21 protein-coding genes are annotated in these 19,696 nt (G+C 61.2%); 16 read left to right on the forward strand and 5 right to left on the reverse strand.

What is annotated here, in order from left to right:
• Window positions 1–152: 152 nt before the first annotated feature.
• From AB5Y53_RS02000 to AB5Y53_RS02015, 4 genes are all read left to right on the forward strand, one after another.
• Complete coding sequence (locus AB5Y53_RS02000; protein WP_319893715.1) at window positions 153–716, forward strand: NnrU family protein; 564 nt, start codon at window positions 153–155, stop codon at window positions 714–716.
• A gap of 59 nt (window positions 717–775) precedes the next feature.
• Window positions 776–1,312: a glutathione peroxidase gene (locus AB5Y53_RS02005; RefSeq protein WP_010673063.1), complete on the forward strand. Its 537-nt coding sequence runs from the start codon at window positions 776–778 to the stop codon at window positions 1,310–1,312.
• An 82-nt stretch (window positions 1,313–1,394) separates the two neighbouring features.
• Entirely contained in the window at window positions 1,395–2,330 is a 936-nt protein-coding gene (locus AB5Y53_RS02010) for a LysR family transcriptional regulator (protein ID WP_368181063.1), read from the forward strand.
• Window positions 2,331–2,512: 182 nt separating this feature from the next.
• Window positions 2,513–3,709, forward strand: a complete 1,197-nt coding sequence (locus tag AB5Y53_RS02015; RefSeq protein WP_039039970.1) for a NupC/NupG family nucleoside CNT transporter — start codon at window positions 2,513–2,515, stop codon at window positions 3,707–3,709.
• A 606-nt stretch (window positions 3,710–4,315) separates the two neighbouring features.
• On the opposite strand, the gene AB5Y53_RS02020 is transcribed toward AB5Y53_RS02015, so the two are convergent.
• Together AB5Y53_RS02020 and arfB are read right to left on the reverse strand one after the other, a co-directional pair.
• A complete protein-coding gene (locus tag AB5Y53_RS02020; protein WP_041215824.1) occupies window positions 4,316–4,810 on the reverse strand; it encodes a methylated-DNA--[protein]-cysteine S-methyltransferase in 495 nt (164 codons plus the stop codon).
• Window positions 4,811–4,836: 26 nt separating this feature from the next.
• A complete protein-coding gene (gene arfB, locus AB5Y53_RS02025) occupies window positions 4,837–5,253 on the reverse strand; it encodes an alternative ribosome rescue aminoacyl-tRNA hydrolase ArfB (RefSeq protein WP_368181041.1) in 417 nt (138 codons plus the stop codon).
• Between the two features lie 201 nt (window positions 5,254–5,454).
• Here arfB and glnK point away from each other — a divergent pair, with 201 nt between their 5' ends.
• The 5 genes from glnK to AB5Y53_RS02050 all read left to right on the forward strand — a co-directional run bounded on the left by glnK (window position 5,455) and on the right by AB5Y53_RS02050 (window position 10,764).
• Window positions 5,455–5,793 carry a P-II family nitrogen regulator gene (glnK, locus tag AB5Y53_RS02030; protein WP_005332325.1) on the forward strand — a complete coding sequence of 113 codons (339 nt, stop codon included), beginning with the start codon at window positions 5,455–5,457 and terminating at the stop codon, window positions 5,791–5,793.
• A gap of 228 nt (window positions 5,794–6,021) precedes the next feature.
• Window positions 6,022–7,029: a Fe(3+) ABC transporter substrate-binding protein gene (locus tag AB5Y53_RS02035; protein ID WP_039039971.1), complete on the forward strand. Its 1,008-nt coding sequence runs from the start codon at window positions 6,022–6,024 to the stop codon at window positions 7,027–7,029.
• A gap of 39 nt (window positions 7,030–7,068) precedes the next feature.
• A complete protein-coding gene (locus AB5Y53_RS02040) occupies window positions 7,069–8,694 on the forward strand; it encodes an iron ABC transporter permease (RefSeq protein ID WP_319892169.1) in 1,626 nt (541 codons plus the stop codon).
• Between the two features lie 40 nt (window positions 8,695–8,734).
• Window positions 8,735–9,769 carry an ABC transporter ATP-binding protein gene (locus tag AB5Y53_RS02045; RefSeq protein WP_104451894.1) on the forward strand — a complete coding sequence of 345 codons (1,035 nt, stop codon included), beginning with the start codon at window positions 8,735–8,737 and terminating at the stop codon, window positions 9,767–9,769.
• 89 nt (window positions 9,770–9,858) lie between these two features.
• Complete coding sequence (locus tag AB5Y53_RS02050) at window positions 9,859–10,764, forward strand: Dyp-type peroxidase (protein WP_042864452.1); 906 nt, start codon at window positions 9,859–9,861, stop codon at window positions 10,762–10,764.
• Window positions 10,765–10,843: 79 nt separating this feature from the next.
• On the opposite strand, the gene argR is transcribed toward AB5Y53_RS02050, so the two are convergent.
• A complete protein-coding gene (gene argR / locus AB5Y53_RS02055) occupies window positions 10,844–11,314 on the reverse strand; it encodes a transcriptional regulator ArgR (RefSeq protein ID WP_005308670.1) in 471 nt (156 codons plus the stop codon).
• Between the two features lie 200 nt (window positions 11,315–11,514).
• Here argR and AB5Y53_RS02060 point away from each other — a divergent pair, with 200 nt between their 5' ends.
• The 6 genes from AB5Y53_RS02060 (at window position 11,515) to AB5Y53_RS02085 (ending at window position 16,501) form a co-directional block, all read left to right on the forward strand.
• Window positions 11,515–12,255, forward strand: a complete 741-nt coding sequence (locus tag AB5Y53_RS02060) for an ATP-binding cassette domain-containing protein (RefSeq protein WP_041214472.1) — start codon at window positions 11,515–11,517, stop codon at window positions 12,253–12,255.
• Window positions 12,256–12,279: 24 nt separating this feature from the next.
• Window positions 12,280–13,017 (forward strand): arginine ABC transporter substrate-binding protein, encoded by a 738-nt coding sequence (locus AB5Y53_RS02065; protein ID WP_010673073.1) that lies wholly within the window; start codon window positions 12,280–12,282, stop codon window positions 13,015–13,017.
• 3 nt (window positions 13,018–13,020) lie between these two features.
• Window positions 13,021–13,671, forward strand: a complete 651-nt coding sequence (artQ, locus tag AB5Y53_RS02070) for an arginine ABC transporter permease ArtQ (RefSeq protein ID WP_042014905.1) — start codon at window positions 13,021–13,023, stop codon at window positions 13,669–13,671.
• Window positions 13,672–13,673: 2 nt separating this feature from the next.
• Window positions 13,674–14,336 carry an arginine ABC transporter permease ArtM gene (gene artM, locus AB5Y53_RS02075; RefSeq protein WP_270821821.1) on the forward strand — a complete coding sequence of 221 codons (663 nt, stop codon included), beginning with the start codon at window positions 13,674–13,676 and terminating at the stop codon, window positions 14,334–14,336.
• Between the two features lie 242 nt (window positions 14,337–14,578).
• The gene (gene mdh, locus AB5Y53_RS02080; protein WP_010673076.1) at window positions 14,579–15,514 is read left to right on the forward strand and encodes a malate dehydrogenase; all 936 of its coding nucleotides are present in this window, start codon (window positions 14,579–14,581) and stop codon (window positions 15,512–15,514) included.
• Between the two features lie 396 nt (window positions 15,515–15,910).
• On the forward strand, window positions 15,911–16,501 hold the full coding sequence (locus AB5Y53_RS02085) for a tetratricopeptide repeat protein (protein WP_368181064.1): 591 nt from the start codon (window positions 15,911–15,913) through the stop codon (window positions 16,499–16,501).
• Window positions 16,502–16,583: 82 nt separating this feature from the next.
• Here the strand turns inward: AB5Y53_RS02085 and hmpA are convergent, their stop codons facing one another.
• Entirely contained in the window at window positions 16,584–17,777 is a 1,194-nt protein-coding gene (gene hmpA, locus AB5Y53_RS02090) for an NO-inducible flavohemoprotein (protein WP_368181042.1), read from the reverse strand.
• 111 nt (window positions 17,778–17,888) lie between these two features.
• Here hmpA and AB5Y53_RS02095 point away from each other — a divergent pair, with 111 nt between their 5' ends.
• Window positions 17,889–18,356 carry an Rrf2 family transcriptional regulator gene (locus tag AB5Y53_RS02095; RefSeq protein ID WP_039039978.1) on the forward strand — a complete coding sequence of 156 codons (468 nt, stop codon included), beginning with the start codon at window positions 17,889–17,891 and terminating at the stop codon, window positions 18,354–18,356.
• Window positions 18,357–18,386: 30 nt separating this feature from the next.
• On the opposite strand, the gene AB5Y53_RS02100 is transcribed toward AB5Y53_RS02095, so the two are convergent.
• On the reverse strand, window positions 18,387–19,667 hold the full coding sequence (locus AB5Y53_RS02100) for an HlyC/CorC family transporter (RefSeq protein ID WP_010673081.1): 1,281 nt from the start codon (window positions 19,665–19,667) through the stop codon (window positions 18,387–18,389).
• Between the last annotated feature and the right edge of the window lie 29 nt (window positions 19,668–19,696).

Here is a 19,696-nt window from a genome sequence, read left to right on the forward strand (position 1 = left end):
TTTTATTATCCTGCTGTCTTTCATATGGTTTTTGTATTCTGACAAGGGGCTTTGCGGCATAGTGATCTCCCGACAGTGAGGGAGCCACGAGAAACAAGGCCCGCCTGAGGGAGGGCTTCCCATTCCGGTGGGCAATATGCGAGGAGCGAGCCATGATCCTGCTGACCCTGGGGGTGGTGTTGTTCACCCTGATCCATCTCTACCCCTGTTTCGCGGCACAGCACCGCGCCCGTCTGCGGGATCGACTGGGGGAGAACCGCTACAAGGGGCTCTTCTCGCTGCTGGTGTTCGTCGCCATCGGCTGCATCCTCGCAGGCTGGCGCAGTGCCAGCCCCATGCCCCTCTATTTTCTGCCTGTCTGGGGGCCCACCCTGGTGATGGGGATCATGCCGATCGCCCTTGTCCTGCTGTGTGCGGGGCAGGGGGCGAACCATTTCCGCCGTTGGCTGGTGCATCCCCAGCTGCTCGGGGTGCTGCTCTGGTCGGGGGCCCATCTGGCGGTGAACAGCGAGGCGCGTTCTCTGGTGCTGTTTGGCGGGATCGGTCTCTGGGCTCTCATCAGCATCGTCTGGATTTCGATGCGGGAGTGGGGTCGTCATCCCCGTGCCGCCGCCACCTGGCAGGGGACGGGGATCAGTCTGGGGGCGGGGCTGGCCCTCACGGCTCTGCTTATCTTCTGGGGACACGGCTGGCTGACCGGGATCCCCCTGCACTGATCCCTGAACCAGATTCCGGGGTCTTGCGTATGATGGACAAAACAATGGGAGTCACGTCGATGAAATGGTTCACCCTGCTGCTGATGCTCGGCTCGGGCGCGGTCTCTGCCGCCTGCCCCGATTACTTCAACGTGGAGATGCGGGAGCTCAACAGCACCCAGCGCCACAACCTCTGCCAGTTGACCGAGGGCAAGGTGGTGCTGGTGGTCAACACCGCCTCCTACTGCGGTTACAGCGGTCAGTTCCGGGATCTGGAAGCCCTCTATCAGGGCTACAAGGAGAAGGGACTGATGGTGTTGGGTTTCCCTTCCAACGATTTCTGGCAGGAGGCGGGCAACGAAAACAAAACCGCCGAGGTGTGCCGCCGGGACTACGGGGTGACCTTCCCCATGTTCAACCGGGTGGCGGTGCGGGGTTCGGATGCAGTGCCGCTGTTCAAGGGGCTGGCCGCGGCTGCCGACGGTGATGCGCCCAACTGGAACTTCCACAAGTACCTGGTCGGGCGGGACGGCAAGCTGATTGCGAGCTATGGCGCCAACCAGAATCCGTCGGATGATCCTCTCAAACAGCAGATCATCGATGCCCTGGGGCACTGACCCTACCCCATGGCGGGCCACTCTGGAATAATGCGGCCCCGCCATCCACTCCGGTGACACCGTGCTGCAACGTCTTCCCCAAATGGTGATCTTCGATGCCCTGGTTCGTGAACAGGGCATCTCGGCGGCTGCGCGCCGCCTCGGGGTCTCCAAATCCCACATCAGCAAGCAGCTCGCCCTGCTGGAAACCGCGCTCGGCGCCCAGCTGGTACAGCGCACTACCCGCCGTTTCGGGCTCACCGAACTGGGTCTGGAGTATGCCCGCCACTGCCGCGCTCTGGTGGCGGTGGCGCTGGAGGCGGAATCCATGGTGGCGGAGCGCCGTGGCAAGGTGAGCGGCGTGCTCCATCTGGGGGTTGGCCAATCCTTCGGGCGGTTGCACGTGATCCCGCGCCTCAAGGCGTTTCAGGCACGTTATCCGGATCTGGAGCTGGAGGTGTCCCTGTTCGATCACCGCACCAATCTGGTGGATGAGGGGCTGGATCTCTGGATCACCACCTACGAGGACAAACCCGAGTCCCTGGTAGGGCAGCGACTGGCAGACATCGGTTTCGTGCTGGTGGCCTCGCCGGATTATCTGCTGAGTCACGGCACGCCACTGCACCCCAGGGATCTGGCCCATCACAATTGCATCACCTACCAGAGCCGGGAGCGGCGCTACCACGAGTGGTCATTTCGCCAGGGCAAGGAGCGCCAGACGGTGCAGGTGGCGGGCAACTATCGGGTGGATCTGGCGGAAGCGGTGCGGGACGCCGCCCTGGCCGGGCTCGGCATCGCCTATGTGGCCAACTACCTGCTGGACAAGGAGCTGCAATCTGGTCAGCTCATCCCTCTGCTGCCCCAGTGGCAACCGAACCAGAAGATGGCGGTGCACGCCGTCTATGCCAGGCGAGAGCATCTGGATCCCAAGATCCGCCTCTTCATCGACTTCCTCAAGGAGAGCTTCGGACCCGGGCCCTACTGGGCGCAGCGACTCGCACCCTGGCTCGGGGTGAAATTGTCCGGCACCGAGGAATAATCGTTTCCATACAAGAACACTGGCGTGAGTGCGGTTTCAAAGTTGTGTCAAATCAGTCAGTTGGCGCAACCGATATCGTGCAAACGTTTTTGCTAACAGGGTTGTAACCCAGCGGGGTTGCGGCAGTGAGGGGAGGAGAGCAGAATCCGCGCCCATCTTCAGCCTCACTGGATGGAATCCCCATGATTGCCCTGCTTGGTATCCTGAGCATCCTGGCCCTGGCCGCACTCTGCTCTGATAATCGTCGTCGTATCCCGTTGCGAACAGTGGGCTTTGCCCTCTGCCTGCAAGTGCTCTTCGCCGCCCTGGTGCTCTGGCTGCCCGCCGGTCAACAGGTCTTGAACGGTGTCAGCGAGAGCGTCAGCAGCGTCATCGGCTACGGCCAGGAGGGGATTGCCTTCCTGTTCGGGGATCTGGCCAAGTTCAAACTCGGTTTCATCTTCGCCTTCAACGTGCTGCCGGTGATCATCTTCTTCTCCGCGCTGATCGCCATCCTCTATCACATCGGCCTGATGCCCAAAGTGATCGCCCTGCTCGGCGGCGGCCTGCAGAAATTGCTGGGCACCGGCCGCGCCGAGAGCCTCTCTGCCACCGCCAACATCTTCGTCGGCATGGTGGAAGCGCCGCTGGTGGTCAAACCCTATCTCTCCAGGATGTCCGATTCCCAGTTCTTTGCGGTGATGAGCTGCGGGCTGGCCTCGGTAGCTGGCGGCACCCTGGTGGGCTACGCCAGCATCGGGGTCGAGCTGAAATACCTGATTGCGGCGGCCTTCATGTCCGCCCCTGCCGGGCTTGCCATGGCCAAGATCCTGGTGCCGCCCGCCGCGCAAGAGGAAGATCACCACGAAGACGTGGAGATCCCCCGCGCCACCAACGTCATTGAAGCGGCCGCCGATGGCGCCATGGCGGGTCTCAACATCGCCGTCGCCGTAGGGGCGACCCTGCTGGCCTTCGTCGGCGTGATCGCCCTGCTCAACGGCCTGCTGGGCTGGGCCGGCGACCTGGTGGGGCTGGATCTGAGCTTCCAGATCATCCTGGGCTGGCTGTTCGCCCCCGTCTCTTGGCTGATCGGTGTGCCCTGGGATCAGGCCCAGGCGGCCGGTGCCCTGATCGGCACCAAGATCGTCATCAACGAGTTCGTCGCCTTCATTGCCCTGGTGCAGGATCAGACCTTGAACGAGTCGAGCAAGGCCATCGTCACCTTCGCCCTGTGCGGTTTCGCCAATATCTCTTCCATGGCGATCCTCATCGGCGGCCTGGGGGCCATGGTGCCGGAGCGCAAGTCCTTCATCGCCCGCTACGGCATGCGCGCCATCCTGGCGGGGGTGCTGGCAAACCTGATGAGCGCCTCCCTGGCAGGCTTGTTCCTCGCCCTCTGATAGACCCTGGAAGTCAGCACCTTCCGGTCATTGCCCGCTTCGGCGGGCTTTTTTGCACCCGCTTGCAGGCAAAAAAAGCGCCTCTGGGGAGGCGCGGGGAAAAGACAGATTGGAAGCGTCACATGGGTGCCACCTGAATGAGGGATGAGCCGTCCCATCCAAGTGTGAAGCCATGATGCCTGATGCTCTCTGAAGCGCTTCTGAGGCGATTCTTCATACTGTGTTCATTTTCAAAATGCTGCGGTAATGTGATTTTTAAATGTTTGATGCTGAAACAAAATAAATAATCAGTGATTTATTTCGTTATGCGGCTCAAAGGAAAGATGAATCGGGGCGGTGGGCATGCTCCTGCCATGGGGCGGATCCGACGGAATATTATCCCGGTGCCGGCTCAACGCATCACGCAACCATGCTGCTAGATGGAAAGCAACCAGCATGTGATTGGGGTGTTGCCCGTCATGGGCAGTGCAACGCCGCCTGCGATCTGTTGTTGGGATCAGCAACTCGTATGTGATGGAGATGCCGCTCGTCAGAGGAGCCGCGCGAGTGGCCTGTGGTCTGTGGTGCCAGCACCCGCAACCCGTATTTGACAGGAGGCGCGCCCCTTCATGGGGTCAGCGCGAAGTGGTCTGCGGTCTCCTGCTCCAGTGCCAGCAACCAGCGCTTGATGGGGATGCCTCCCCCGTAGCCGGTCAGTTCACCGCTGCGCCCTATGACCCTGTGGCAGGGCACTATGATGCTGAGGGGATTGCGGCCGTTGGCGGCGCCCACCGCCCGCACGGCCCTGGGGTTGCCGATGGCCTCTGCAATCTGGAGGTAGCTGACGGTCTCGCCGTAGGGGATGTCGCACAGCGCCTGCCACACGGCCTGCTGGAATGGTGTGCCCGTGGCGGCCAGGGGGAGATCGAAGCGCCGCAGGCGGCCGGCAAAGTAGGCGGCAAACTGCTCGACGAAGGGGGCAAGGGCGGCATCATCCCGCTGCCACTCCGGTTGCGGCAGGACGGGGCGCTCCCCTTGCATGAATTCCACGTGGCGCAGCCCGGCCCCATCGATGGCGATGAGCAGGGGCCCCTTGGCGCACTCACAAAAGCTGTACTGCATTCTCTTGTCCTCGGGCTTGTGGCAGGTCACTCCAGCACGGGCTTGCCGCGGGTGGATTTGATCTCTCCCTTGCGTTTCTTGGCATCGACCCGCTTGCGTTGGGAGCTGCGGGTCGGCTTGGTGGCGTGGCGGGCCTTGGGGCGCCAGGCGGCTTTTTTCAGCAGCTCGGCCAGGCGGCTCATGGCCTCCTTGCGATTCATGTCCTGGCTGCGATGGGTCTCGACACGGATCTGGATGAAACCGTCGTGAACCCGGCTGTCGCTGAGCCGCTCCAGTCCCTCCTTGTAGATCGGCGGCAGGCTGGGGGAGTCGCGATAATCGAAGCGCAGCCAGACGGCGGAGTCGGTCTTGTTGACGTGCTGCCCGCCATTGCCCTGGGCCCGCATGGTCTGGAATTGCAGTTCATGCCAGGGGATGATCACGCTGTTGGAGATGACTAACATGGGGTGATGCTCTCATTTGGTGCATCAAGGGAGTCTGGTGCAGCTTGGTGCCTCATTATGGGGCGAGATGCGCTTCCTTGGTGATCCTGAGCCTTTCTGGCTCAGAGTGTCATATCTATCTATATGAAAATAAACGATAAAAATACTTGGCACAAGAATTGATGACCCATTCGTGACATACCATGGATTGGGAGCAACCAGATGAAGCTGATTACTGCGATTATCAAACCTTTCAAGTTGGACGACGTGCGCGAGGCCATCGCCAACCTGGGGGTGGAAGGCCTGACCGTCTCCGAAGTGAAGGGTTTTGGTCGCCAGAAGGGGCACACCGAATTATACCGGGGGGCCGAGTACCAGGTCGACTTTCTGCCGAAGGTGAAGCTGGAGATCGCCACCGCAGACGAGAACGTCGAAGGGGTGATCGAGGCCATCTGCAAGGCTGCCTATACCGGCAAAATCGGTGACGGCAAGATTTTCGTCTATGACCTGCTGCAAGCGGTGCGTATTCGTACTGGTGAGAGCGACGACGAGGCGCTCTGAGTACGCTCCTTTGCCCGGCCGGGTCGGGCAAAGGTCCGGGCAGGTTCTGCCGACAGTGTGAATGGGTGGTCGTCGAAAGACCGGATGGGATTCCATCCGGTCTTTTTGTTTGGCCGCTGATTAAATAGATCGTTCCAACCCAGCAAACCGCCTTGATCCTCTCCTCCCGATTCATGCAGAATGCAAACGAAAATGGTTATCACTCTTTACGCAGACAAGGAACGGATGATGAAAATGAAGATGTTGGCACTGGCTTTCTCCACGCTTGTCGCCCAGTCGGCGTTCGCCGCCCAGGAGGTAAACGTCTATTCGAACCGTCAGGATGAGCTGATCAAGCCCATCATCCAGCAGTTCGAGAAGGAGACCGGGATCAAGGTCAATGTGGTGTTTGCCAAAGAGGGGCTGAACGAGCGTCTGGAACGGGAAGGCAAGCTCTCTCCGGCCGATCTGATGCTGACCGTGGACATCAGCCGTCTGACCGAGCTGGTGGACAAGGACTTGGTGCAGCCGGTGGACAGCAAGACGCTGCAGGAGAACATCCCCTCCATCTATCGCGATCCGGACAACCGCTGGTTCGCCCTGACCACCCGGGTGCGTGCCATCTACTCCAGCAAGGAGCGTCTTGGCAAGCTCGACACCATCCGCTACGAAGATCTGGTCAAGCCTGAATTCAAAGGAAAAATTTGTACTCGTAGCGGCAAGCACGAGTACAATGTGGCGCTGGTTTCGTCCATGATTGCCCATCACGGCATGGCGGACACCAAGACCTGGCTGGAAGGGGTCAAGGCCAACCTGGCGCGCAAGCCCCAGGGCAACGACCGTGATCAGGTCAAGGCGATCAAGGACGGCATCTGTGATGTCTCCCTGGGCAACAGCTACTACCTGGGTGCCATGTTGAAGGACCCGGCGCAGAAGTCCTGGGCTGACGCGGTGGAAATCAACTTCCCGAACCAGGGTGATCGCGGTGCCCACGTCAACGTGAGCGGCGTGGCCATGACCAAGTATGCCAAGAACAAGGACGCAGCACAGAAGCTGATGGAGTTCCTCTCCGGGGATACCGCCCAGCACATGTATGCGGATGTGAATGCCGAGTACCCGGTCAAGGCGGGGGTCGAGCCTTCTGCCATGGTCAAGTCCTGGGGCACGTTCAAGTCTGACCCCATGCCGGTCAGCGATTATGCCAAGCACCGCAAGGACGCCTTGCAACTGCTGGATGAAGTGAAATTCGACTTGTAATCAGATGGGGCCAACGGCCCCATCAACTTCTGTGGACTCATGAAACATTTTGGATGGATTGCCGGCAGCTGGGCCACCGCCCTGCTGCTGGGTTTGCCGGTACTCGCCCTGGTCTTCTCCGCCTTCTCGGCTGATGGGGAACTGTTTGCCCACCTCGCCGATACCGTACTGCCCGACTATCTGCGAAATACGTCCGGCCTGGTGCTGGGGGTGGTCTGCCTCAGCCTGCTGTTCGGAGTGCCCACCGCCTGGCTGGTGGCCATGTGCGAGGTGCCGGGGCGCCGCGCCCTGCAATGGGCGCTGATGCTGCCCATGGCGATGCCCTCCTATATCGTGGCCTACGTCTATACCGACCTGCTCGACTACTCGGGCCCGCTGCAGGCGGGGCTGCGTGCCCTGTTTGGCTGGCAGGGACCGACCGACTACTGGTTCCCGGCCATTCGCTCCCTCGGTGGCGCCGCCTGGGTGCTGGCGCTGGTGCTCTTCCCCTATGTCTATCTGCTGGCACGGGCCTCCTTCCTGGAGCAGTCGGTCAGCCTCATTCACTCCAGCCGTCTGCTTGGCTGCACCCCCTGGCAGAGCTTTCGCCGCCTGAGCCTCCCCCTGGCCCGCCCGGCCATCATGGTGGGGGCATCTCTGGTCGCGATGGAAACGCTGGCGGACTTTGCCACCGTCCACTTCTTTGCCATCAACACCCTGACCACCGCCATCTACGACACCTGGCTCGGCTACGGCAGCCTGGCGACCGCCGCCAAGCTCTCCTGTCTGATGCTGCTGGCGGTGGTGCTGCTCATCGCGCTGGAGCGCCGCTCCCGCCAGCGCCAGCAGGTGTTCCAGAAGTCCATGGGCTTCGAGCAGCCCCTGCGTTACCCCCTCGGGGGCCTGAGGGGGGTGCTGGCCGGGCTCTGGTGCTGGGGCCTGGTGCTGGCGGGGTTCGCCCTGCCGTTCGTCATCCTGCTCGATTACGGGGTGCGTTACTTCGCGCTGTCGTGGACGCCCGAATTCGTGCGCTTTGCGGGCAACAGCCTCGCCATCTCGGCCCTGACCGCCCTGCTGGCCATGGCCATTGCCCTGCTGCTCGGCTTCTTCCGTCGCCTCGATGGGGGGACTCGCAGCCTGCTGCCCCTGCGCCTCGCCGCCATGGGCTATGCCATGCCGGGGACCGTGCTGGCCATCGGCGTGCTGGTGCCGCTCACGGCCCTGGATTTTGGCATCAATGATCTGGCCGAGTGGCTCGGGATGCCGGGCCCCGGTCTGCTCCTGACCGGCACCCTCACCGCCATCGTGTTCGGCTATCTGGTGCGCTTCGTGGCCATCGCCATCGGGTCGGTGGAGAGCAGCATGAGCAAGATCTCCCCCAGCCTCGACATGGCGGCCCGCTCTCTGGGGCAGGGGGCGGGCGGCATGCTGCGTCGCATTCACCTGCCGCTGGTACGGCGCGGCCTCTTTGCCGGCGCCATGCTGGTGTTCATCGAATCCATGAAGGAGCTGCCCGCCGCCCTGCTGCTACGGCCGTTCAACTTCGAAACCCTGGCGACCCACGTCTATCAGTTCGTCTCGGACGAGATGCTGGAGCGGGGGGCGCTCGGTGCCATCGTCATCGTGCTGGTGGGGCTGGTTCCCCTGCTGTGGATCAACCGTACCCTGGATGGTCCAGGCCATTGAGCGGCCCCGTCCGGCATCACTACGCGAGAGGAAAAGAACCTTGTCCTGCCTGAATATCGAGAAGGTCAGCTGTCACTACAATGGCCGCCCCGTGCTGGAGCAGCTCTCCCTGCAGGTGGCCGACAACGAGATCGTCTGTCTGCTGGGGGCCAGCGGCTGTGGCAAGACCACGCTGCTCAAGGCGGTGGCCGGTCTGCTGCCCCTGGCCCAGGGGGAGATCCGGCTGGGAGAGACCCTGCTCGATGCCCCCGGCGTGAGTGTGCCGCCGGAGGCCCGCCATATCGGCATGATCTTCCAGGATTACGCTCTCTTTCCTCACCTGACGGTGGCCGAGAACGTCGGCTTCGGCCTGACCGGGCAGGATCGCGGCAGCCGCCAGCAGCAGGTGGAAGAGGCGCTGGCGCTGGTCAACCTGCAGGGGTTGGGGGAGCGCTATCCCCATCAGCTCTCCGGCGGCCAGCAGCAGCGGGTGGCCATCGCCCGTGCCCTGGTGTGCAAGCCGCGCCTGATGCTGCTGGACGAGCCCTTCTCCAACATCGACACCCAGGTGCGGATGAAACTGATCCTCGAGATCCGCGCCCTGCTCAAACAGCAGGGCATTGGTGCCATCTTCGTCAGCCACAGCAAGGAAGAGGCCTTCGCCTTCGCCGACCGGCTGGCTCTGTTTCGCGCCGGTCGCATCGAACAGGTGGGGGAGCCGGAGCAGCTCTATCGCCGCCCCGGGAACCGCTTCGTGGCGGAGTTTCTCGGCGGGGTCAACTATCTGGCGGCCGAGGTGGTGGACAGCCACTGCGTGCAGACCCTCCTTGGAACCATCTGCGGTCAGGAGCCCCATGGCCGCGCGGTGGGGGAGCGGTTGCAGCTCATGCTCAGACCCCAGCAGTTGGCGCTGACGGCGGCGGATGACGGTGAGATCCGGGTGCGTGAGCAACAGTTCCTGGGCCATCACTGTCGGGTACTGGTGGAGTGTGGCGGCCAGCAACTGGAAGCCAGCATCGGTGAGCCCCTGGAAGGGGAGCGCGCGCGGGTGACCGTGGCTCCTCATGCCCTGGTGTTGTTTGACCCCTTGCCATGAGTGCGTGGTATTGTCGTGAAATCAATGAACTGGAAGCGCGCTGGTTTATAATCGCGCCACGCCCATAGCCAACGCACTTGGAGAGAGACATGAAAGCCCAAGCCGGGATCTGCGCAGAGCCGAATCTGCACGCCCTCTATCTGATGTTCAATCGCACCGGTGACGCCGCTGCCCTGACCTCCCGCCTGGCCAGCCTGCCAGCACTCTGGGAGGCGGTGAGCGCCGACTTCCCCGATGCGGCCTTCAGCGGTCTGGTCGCCGTCGGGGCCGACGCCTGGGATGATCTCTATCCTGCCGCCCGGCCGCCCCAGTTCCGCGGTTTCATGGCGCAATCCGCCAACGGTCAGGAGGCCCCCAATACCCCGTTCGATCTCTTCGTACAATTGCGTGCCGATCGGGTGGACGTGCTGCATCATGCCGGTCATCGCGTCATGGCCCTGCTGGCCGGGCTTGTTGAATTGGCCGAGGAAGTTCGCGGTTTTCGCAACCAGGATTGCCGGGATCTGACCGGTTTCGTCGACGGCACCGAGAACCCGCAGGATGAGCACCGCGCCGAGGTGGCGTTGCTGGACGGTGGCGAGTTCGCCGGTGGCTCCTACATCCACGTGCAGCGCTGGGTCCACGCCATGAGCGACTGGGAGAAGCTGGCCCTGAAGGAGCAGGAAGACATCATAGGCCGCACCAAGGTCGACAACATCGAATACGAGTCCGCCGACAAGCCGCTCACTTCCCACATCAAGCGGGTCAACCTCAAGACCCCGAAGGGGGAGTCCATGGAGATCCTGCGCCAGAGCATGCCCTGGGGCACCATGAGCGAGCAGGGGCTCTACTTCATCTCCTGCTGCCGCACGCCGCTGCACTTCAACGCCATGCTGGCCAGCATGTACAAAGGGGAAGGCAGCCACTTCGACCACCTGCTGCGCTTCACCCGGGCGGTGACCGGCGCGGCCTTCTTCGCCCCTTCCGTCGATTTTCTGGTGGCCGAGGGCAAATAAACCCGGCCTGCCGACCGTTCAAAACAAAAAATCCCGGCCAAGGCCGGGATTTTTGTGCGGATCGCCCAAGGCGACCGGATCAGGGCGTCTGCTCGAACAGCTCGAGGGCGGAGAGGTAGAGCTCCTCGATGTCGGTATCGCTGGTCGGGGTGATGAAGATGGTGTCATCACCGGCGATGGTGCCGAGGATCCCTTCGGCCTTGCCGAGGGAGTCAAGCAGGCGGGCGATCAGCTGGGCTGCGCCGGGGCTGGTGTGGATCACCACCAGAGCGCCGTTGTGGTCGACATCCAGCACCAGGTTCTTGAGGGGGCTGGAGGTGGTGGGCACGCCCAGTTCCACCGGCAGACAGTAGACCATCTCCATCTTGGCATTGCGGGTGCGAACGGCGCCGAAGCGGCTCAGCATGCGCGAGACCTTGGACTGGTTGATGTTCTCGAAGCCCATCTCTTGCAGGGCAGTCACTATCTCTGCCTGGGAGCCGAAACGCTCCTCTTTCAGCAAGGCTTTAAAGGCCTTGGCCAGTTTTTCTTGCTTGTCGTTATGTTTCATCTTGGACTCACGAATGAGGGGAGTGACCGCCTGTCACGCTCAGGCGGCAGATACGAACAGCGCTGCTATTTTGCATTCATATGCCTGTTTTGGCAAGGAAGCGGCGCTTGTTCTGCATATTGATTCAAATATAGCTTGCATCAACTTATGCTGGCGCTAGAATCAGGACGAAATTTTGAAAACTTATTCAATTGGGCTGTATGGGTATCGAATTAATCGGCATCGAAAAATCCTGGCACAAGGTGCCGGTACTGCAGCAGGTGAGCTTTCGGACTGCTCCCGGCGAGACCTTGGTATTGCTGGGCCCGAGCGGGGCAGGCAAGAGCTCTCTGCTGCGCATGATGAACTTGCTGGATACGCCGGATGCCGGTGTGTTGCGCATCGCAGACAGTGAATTTTCTTTCCCGTCCAGCCTCTCTACTGCCGAATTCAACCGTCAGGCACAGGCGCTGCGTCGCAAGGTGGGCATGGTGTTCCAGCAGTACAATCTGTGGCCGCACCTCACCGTGATGGAGAATCTGATTGAAGCGCCCGTCAAGGTGCTCGGCATGAGCCGCGAGGCGGCCATCGAGAAAGGGGCCTATCTGCTGGCCCAGCTGCAACTGGCCGACAAACGGGACGCCTGGCCCGCACGGCTTTCCGGTGGCCAGCAGCAGCGGGTCGCCATTGCCCGGACCCTGATGATGGATCCCCAGGTGCTGCTGTTTGACGAACCGACGGCTGCCCTGGATCCCGAAATTACCAAAGAGGTGGCGGAGATCATCCGCACCCTGAGCCAGACCGGCATCACCCAGGTGGTGGTGACCCACGAAGTGGAGTTCGCCCGCAAGGTGGCCAGTCAGGTGATCTATCTGGAGAAGGGGCGGATCATCGAATCCGGCACCGCCGCCATCTTCCAGTCCCCGCAAACCAGCCGGTTTGCCGAATTCTTGATGCATTGATATTGAGTCGATAAGGAAGCTGTCATGAAAAAGAGTCTGTTGCTGATCGCCGCCATGGGTCTGCTGAGCACTTCTGTGCTGGCCAAAGAGATCAAGTTCGCCACCGAGGCAACCTATGCGCCGTTCGAATACCTGGATGACAAGAACGAGTTCCAGGGGTTTGACATCGATCTGGCCCGCGCGGTCTGCGAGCAGGCCAAGCTGGAGTGCAGCTTCCACAACCAGGCCTTCGACAGCCTGATCCCCAGCCTCAAGTTCCGTCGCTATGACGCCGTCATCGCCGCCATGGACGTGACCCCGGAGCGGGCTGCCCAGGTCGACTTCTCCGACATCTATTACGAGAACTCCGCGGTGTTCGTCGCCAAGAAAGAGACCTTCAAGGGGCCGGACGATCTGGTGGACAAGACAGTCGGCGTGCAGAACGGCACTTCTCACCAGTCCTATCTGGTGGACAACTGGGTGAGCAAGGGTCTGCTGACCGTGCCCTACGCCAGCTACCAGAGCGCCTTCCTCGACATGATGAACGGCCGTACTGACGGCGTGTTTGCCGATACGGCGGTGGCCGCGGACTGGCTCAAGCAGCACAAGGAATACGCCGTGGTCGGTACCCCGGTGACCGACGCCAAGTACTTCGGTACCGGTTTTGGCATCGCGGTGGCCAAGGGCAACCAGGAGCTGCTGACCCAGCTGAACAAGGGGCTGGCCGAGATCAAGGCCAACGGCACCTATCAGAAGATCTATGACAAGTACTTCGCGCAGTAAGCCATGTTGAGCCTGTTGTTGGATGCAGCCTGGATGACCCTCGGGCTGGCCCTGGCATCCCTGGTCGGTGGCATGGTGCTGGCACTGGCATTCAGTGCGGCTGAGTTGAGCAAGCAGCGTGCGTTGGTGTGGCCCGTGGCCACCCTGACCACCTTGATCCGTGGTCTGCCCGAGTTGCTGGTGGTGCTCTTCATCTACTTCGGCTCGACCCAGGTGCTGTTCCTCATCACCGGGGAGTATGTGGAGTTCAGCCCGTTCGCCTGCGGTGTGCTGGCGCTCTCCCTGCTGTTTGCGAGCTACGCCACCCAGACCCTGCGTGCCGCCCTCAATGCGGTGCCCCCTGGGCAGCGGCTGGCGGCGCAGGCGCTCGGCCTGGGCAAGGGGCACACCTTCTTTCGCATCGTGCTGCCCCAGGCCTGGCGTCACGCCCTGCCCGGGCTCGGCAACCAGTGGCTGGTGCTGTTGAAAGACACCGCTCTGGTCTCTCTCATCGGGGTGAACGAGATGATGCGTCAGGCACAGATGGCTTCGGCCAGCACCTATCAACCCTTCACCTGGTACGCCGCTGCCGCCCTCATCTATCTGGCCATCAGTCTGGTGAGTGAATTCGGCTTGAAGCAGGCGTCCCGCTATACCCGCCGTTACGGAGGCTGACCATGCAGGATTACCTGATGACCCTGCTGGGAGGGCTGGCGATCACCCTGCAGCTCACCGCGTTCAGCTTGTTGCTGGGCGTGCTGATGGCGGCCGGCATGACCTGGGTGCTGGAGCGTCGCATTCCGGTGGCGACCCAGCTGGTGCAGCTCTGGGTACTGGTCTTTACCGGTACGCCGCTGCTCATCCAGATCTTTCTCATTTACTACGGGCCTGGCCAGTTTGAATGGCTCAAGGCGGGGCTGCTCTGGCCGCTGCTCAAGCAACCCTGGTTCTGCGCCGTGCTGGCGCTCGGTTTCAATACCGCAGCCTACTCCACCCGGTTGTTCAAGGGGGCGCTCGACGCCATCCCCGCCGGTGAGGTGGAGGCCTGCCGTGCGCTCGGCTTCTCGGCCGGACAGACCCTGTGGATGAAGACCCGCCATGCCGCCCGTCGGCTGGTCCCCGCCTATTCCAACGAGGTGATCCTGGTGCTCAAGGGGAGTTCGCTCGCGAGCACCATTACCATCATGGACATCATGGGGCTGGCCCAGCGTCTCAATGCCCAGACCTATGACACTCTGGCGGTGTTCACCGTGGCCGGAGCGCTCTATCTGACCATGAATGGATTGTTAACAATTGGTTTCCGCTGGTGTGAGCGTCGGGCACTGGCTTTCCAGTCCTGAAGCAGTCACATTTACCTCTTAATGGTGAGGAGGACACAGGAAATCTGTGTCTTTCCTCCCATTTATCGCATATTCCTCTCCGCTTTCATCGCCGCTTGTTCCCTGGCTCACAGAACCCGTGATTACAACTGTTATCAGATTGTTTTTTAGGAGGGGATCCTTTAAGGTGAGGCGCACAATAAGAATCAGCATTAACCCAATTAGAAACAACCTTAAACCTACGCTTAGACATGGAGTTGATCATGAAAGTTGCCGTTCTGGGTGCCGCCGGTGGCATCGGCCAAGCCCTCGCTCTGCTGTTGAAAAACCGCCTGCCTGCCGGTTCCGAACTGAGCCTGTATGACATTGCCCCGGTCACTCCGGGCGTGGCGGCGGACCTGAGCCATATCCCGACTGACGTGAAAGTAAAAGGTTTCTGCGGTGAAGATCCGAGCCCGGCTCTGGTCGGCGCCGATGTCGTGCTGATCTCTGCCGGCGTGGCGCGCAAGCCCGGCATGGACCGTTCCGACCTGTTCAACATCAACGCAGGTATCGTCAAGAATCTGGTGGAAAAGTGTGCTGCTTCCTGCCCGAAAGCACTGATCGGCATCATCACCAACCCGGTCAACACCACGGTCGCCATCGCCGCCGAAGTGCTGAAGAAAGCCGGTGTCTATGACAAGCGTCGCCTGTTCGGCGTGACCACCCTGGATGTGATCCGTGGCGAGACCTTCGTGGCCGAAGCCAAGGGCCTGAACGTTGACAAGGTACGTGTCAACGTCATCGGCGGCCACAGTGGCGTGACCATTCTGCCGCTGCTCTCCCAGGTTGAAGGCGCCAGCTTCACCGCTGAGGAAGTGGCTGCCATGACCAAGCGCATCCAGAATGCCGGTACCGAAGTGGTGGAAGCCAAGGCCGGTGGCGGTTCCGCCACTCTCTCCATGGGTCAGGCAGCCTGCCGTTTCGGTCTGTCGCTCATCAAGGGTCTGCAAGGGGAAGCCAACGTCATCGAGTGTGCCTATGTGGAAGGCAACGGTGAGCACGCCACCTTCTTCGCGCAGCCGGTGCTGCTCGGCAAGAACGGTGTCGAAACCGTGCTGGACTACGGCAAGCTGAGCGCCTTCGAGCAGGAAGCGATGGACAGCATGCTGGCCACCCTGAAGGCCGACATCCAGCTGGGCGTCGACTTCGTCAAGTAAGTTGCTACGTCGACCGCAAGGGGAGCCCAGGCTCCCCTTTGTCATTTTCGGGGCTGGGTGTGGCGGGCTAAGGAGATGGCCCTGGCTGCCGATAACAGAAGGCAGCAGGAGATCCCTATGATAAAACCAAGAACCCTCATCGCCATTATCGGTGTGTGCAGCTTACCCTTGCAGGGGGCGGAGTCCACCTCGGCCGCCGCGTCCACCCAGGCGGTGGCGGCTGCAGCCGCGCCGCCATCCGCGGCGTCTGCACCCTTGTCACCGGCCCCATCATCGGCCCAGCCAGCCCTGACGCCAGCCTCTTCTGTCGCCACGCCATCCCTCCCTGTGTCAGCAGCGCCAGCCCAGGCGCCATCCGCATCCGCACCTGTACCGTCCGCACCGGCAGCTGCGCCGCTGCCCAGGGCGACGACGCAGGCATCTTCTGCTGCGGGAGAGTTGCAGGCCGTGCCGCTCTATCGCCAGGACGAACTGCTCAACTGGATAGAGCAGGGGCGCCATCTGGCCCGGGTGAAGCAGGACAGGTGCCAGCTCACCCAGGATATCGAGGCGCGGGCCTCGGTGATGAAGATCCCTGCCTATCAGTTCCTCTGGGGAGACATGCTGGCCTGGGGAGTTTGCACCAAGCCGGACGCCCAGATCGGGGTGCAGTACATGTGGGAGGCCGCCAACCAGGGGCTTGCGCCGGCGCTGGAGCAGCTTGGCCGCTATTACTGGAAGGGGATCCTGGTCCAGAAGGATCTGGTGCGGGCCGAGACCCTGATGCGGGAAGCCGCGAGCCTCGGCTTCTTGCGGGCACAGATGGAGTGGGTGGAGATGTTGCTGCAGGGCATGGGGAGTCCACTGGATTACGAGGAGGCGTATCACTGGCTGCACGGCGCCGTCATCGGCGACAAGGCCATGCACCAGAAGGCGGCGAGCCTGCTCAGCCGGCTCGGCAACCGGATGCCCGCCAATGCTATCGCTCGTGCCAAGGCGATGCACTGAGTCCTGGTAGCCCGCTTTGATATTACAAGGCCCACGAAGCTGTGCTTGTGGGCCTTGTGCATTCTCCCGGTCAGGGGAGGGATCAGAGAGCCTGATGGGGGCCGAAGACCTCGTAGTGCATCCGCCCGGCAGGCACGCCCACATTCTCCAGCTGAGCTTTGACTGCCTTCATGAACGGGACTGGGCCGCAGAAATAGTAGTGGGCGTCGGCCGGAATGAGGTCGGTGACCTGCTCCAGTGCCAGAGTGCCGCTGAAGTCGTAATCCTCTCCTTTGACATCCTGCTCCCCCGGCTCCCGATACCAGATCCGGCTCTCCAGTTTCCCGTGTTGCCTGCTCTTTGCCCGGATCTCGTCCCTGAACGCGTGGTGGGCGCCATGTTCGCAGGCGTGAAGCCAGCGAATATCCATATCCGGGCCATCGGCCAGCAAGTGGTTGAGCATGCTCAGCATGGGGGTGAGGCCGACCCCGGCGGAGATCAGCACCACAGGCCTGTCTGTCTCCTCTTGCAGGAAGAAGTCGCCGGCCGGCGGCATGATGTCGACCGTGTCACCGATGTGAAGATGATCATGCAACAGGTTGGAGGCCTGACCCCTGGGTTCGCGCTTGACGCTGATGCGGTAGTCGCGGCCATTGGGGGCGTCCGAGAGTGAATACTGGCGGATCTCCTGATGCTCGAGGGCGGGATGAACCAGCTTGATACTGAGATATTGCCCCGGTTTGAAACGCAACACGGGGTTGCCATCGAGGGGGGCCAGGACGAAAGAGGTGATGAGTTCACTCTCTTGACGCTTCTCCTTGATGATGAAAGGACGGGTTCCCTGCCAACCACCGTCCTGGCTTGCCTTCTCCCGATAGAGCTCGCTCTCCCGGCCGATAAAGACGTCGGCCAGCACACCGTACGCCTTGCCCCAGGCGGTAAGTACCTCCTCCGTGACAGCGTTGCCACCCATTTCTTTGAGCGTGGCCAAGAGATGACTACCCACAATGTGATATTGTTCCGGCTGGATCAGGAAACCCGTATGTTTGTGGGCGATGCGTTCAACGGCTCCGGCCAGGGCCCCCAGATTGTCGATGTTTCTGGCATAGGCCGCCACCGCACTGAACAGTGCCAAGGGCTGTCCCCCGCTACGCTGGTGAGCCAGGTTGAAGAGATCCTTCAACTCGGGATTGTGGCTGAACATGCGCTGATAAAAGTGCCGTGTGAGGTCAGGGCCCGCCGATTCGAGCAAAGGAATGGTGCTCTTGATGACGGCGATGGTGGCTTGGTCTAACATAGGAGGTCCTTTCTAATTGAACATCTGGAATGTCACTTATTAAGTTGCATCCTAAATGTTTAATTGATCTGGATCAATCATCAATTCTTCGCGCTAGGCGCTACAGGCACTATGAGACTAACGAGCTATACCGATTTTGGATTGAGAGCCCTGCTCTATCTGGCCACCCTGCCGGAGGGGGAACTGTCGAGCGTGGCCAAGGTATCCGCCTTGTACGACGTATCCCGCAACCACATGGTGAAGGTGGTGAACCAGTTGGTAAAACTGGGCTATCTGCAGTCACAACGCGGCAAGAATGGTGGCATCCGCATGGCGCGCTCCCCCGACGAGATCAATATCGGGCAAGTGATCCGGGCGTTGGAAGGCAATCTGGACGGGATCGACTGCAGCTCCCCGGTCTGCCATATCGTCTCCGTCTGTCTGCTCAAGAGTGCCTTGAAGGAGGCGATGAACGCCTTCCTCGCGGTGATGGATGGTTATACGCTGCAGGATTTGCTGGCAAACCGTGACGAGTTGCAGCAGGTGTTCGGTGAGCTCATCCCCACTCTGGTGCTGGAGCCGGATGACGAGAGCGAGTGAAACAAAAAGGCTGCCATTGGCAGCCTTTTTTCAATCCTCGTACCCTGAATCGTCCCGGTACAGGTGCGGCATGATCCTCGCCATCTTCACCATGTTGTTCTCCACTTCGAGAATCTCGATAGGGTAGCCCGCCAGCCTGACACTGATGTTGGGTTGGGGGATCTCCTCAAGGTACTCCAGGATGGCGCCATTGAGGGTCCGTGGGCCGTCCATGGGCAGGTGCCAGTCCATCTCCTTGTTCAGCTCGCGGATGCTGGCGGAGCCTTCGACCAGGAAGGAGCCGTCCGGCTGGGGATGGATCTCGTCACTCGGGGTCGGTGTCATGGAGGTGGTGAAGTCACCGACAATCTCTTCCAGGATGTCGTCCAGGGTGATCAGCCCCTGAATATCGCCATATTCGTCGACGATAAGGCCAATTCGCTCCTTGTTGCGCTGGAACTTGGCCAACTGCACGTTGAGGGGGGTCCCCTGGGGGATGAAATAGATGGGGTCGACTTCCCGCAGCAGGCTGGACTTGCTGAACTGATCCCGGGCGACCAGTCTCAGGGCATCCCGTGAGTGCAGGAAGCCGACGACGTCATCGATGTTGTCGCGATAGAGCAGGATCTTGGTGTGGGCGCAGTGGGCCAGCTGGCGCAGTATGATCTTCCAATCGTCATTGATATCGATGGCGGAGATCTCGCTGCGCGGGACCATGATGTTCTCCACCGTCATCTTGTCGAGATCCAGGATGCTTATCAGCATCTCCTGGTGGTGCTTGGGAATGAGATTGCCCGCCTCGTTGACGATGGTGCGCAGCTCTTCGGAATTGAGGGAGTCATCCTTGTTGTGCTCGAGACGCAAGAGTTTCAGCAGCAGGTTCGTGATGCTGTTGATGAGCCAGACAAGGGGGGCGAACGGCACCATCAGCCCCTTGAGGATCCAGGAGGCAGGGTAGGCTATCCGCTCGGGGAACATGGCCGCCAGTGTCTTGGGGGTGACTTCCCCGAATACCAGTACCACCAGGGTCAGCCCGAAGGTGGCAATGGCGACGCCGAGATCCCCGAAAAGCCGGATGCAGACGATGGTCGCGATGGCGGAGGCCAGGATGTTGACCAGATTGTTGCCGATGAGAATGAGGCCAAGCAGGCGGTCCGGCCTGGCCAGCAGCTTCTCGACCCGGCGGGCAGCCTTGTGCTTGGTCTGGGCCAGATGCCGCAGCTTGTAGCGGTTGAGCGACATCAGACCGGTTTCGGAACTGGAGAAGAAGGCTGACAAAAGGATCAAGATAACGAGAACAATCAGCAATGTACTCGTTGAGATACTGTCCAAGAAGGGCTCCTGTAAGGATGGTTGGGGAA

Source organism: Aeromonas sp. R7-5 (assembly GCF_040908015.1).
GTDB classification, from domain to species: domain Bacteria; phylum Pseudomonadota; class Gammaproteobacteria; order Enterobacterales; family Aeromonadaceae; genus Aeromonas; species Aeromonas caviae.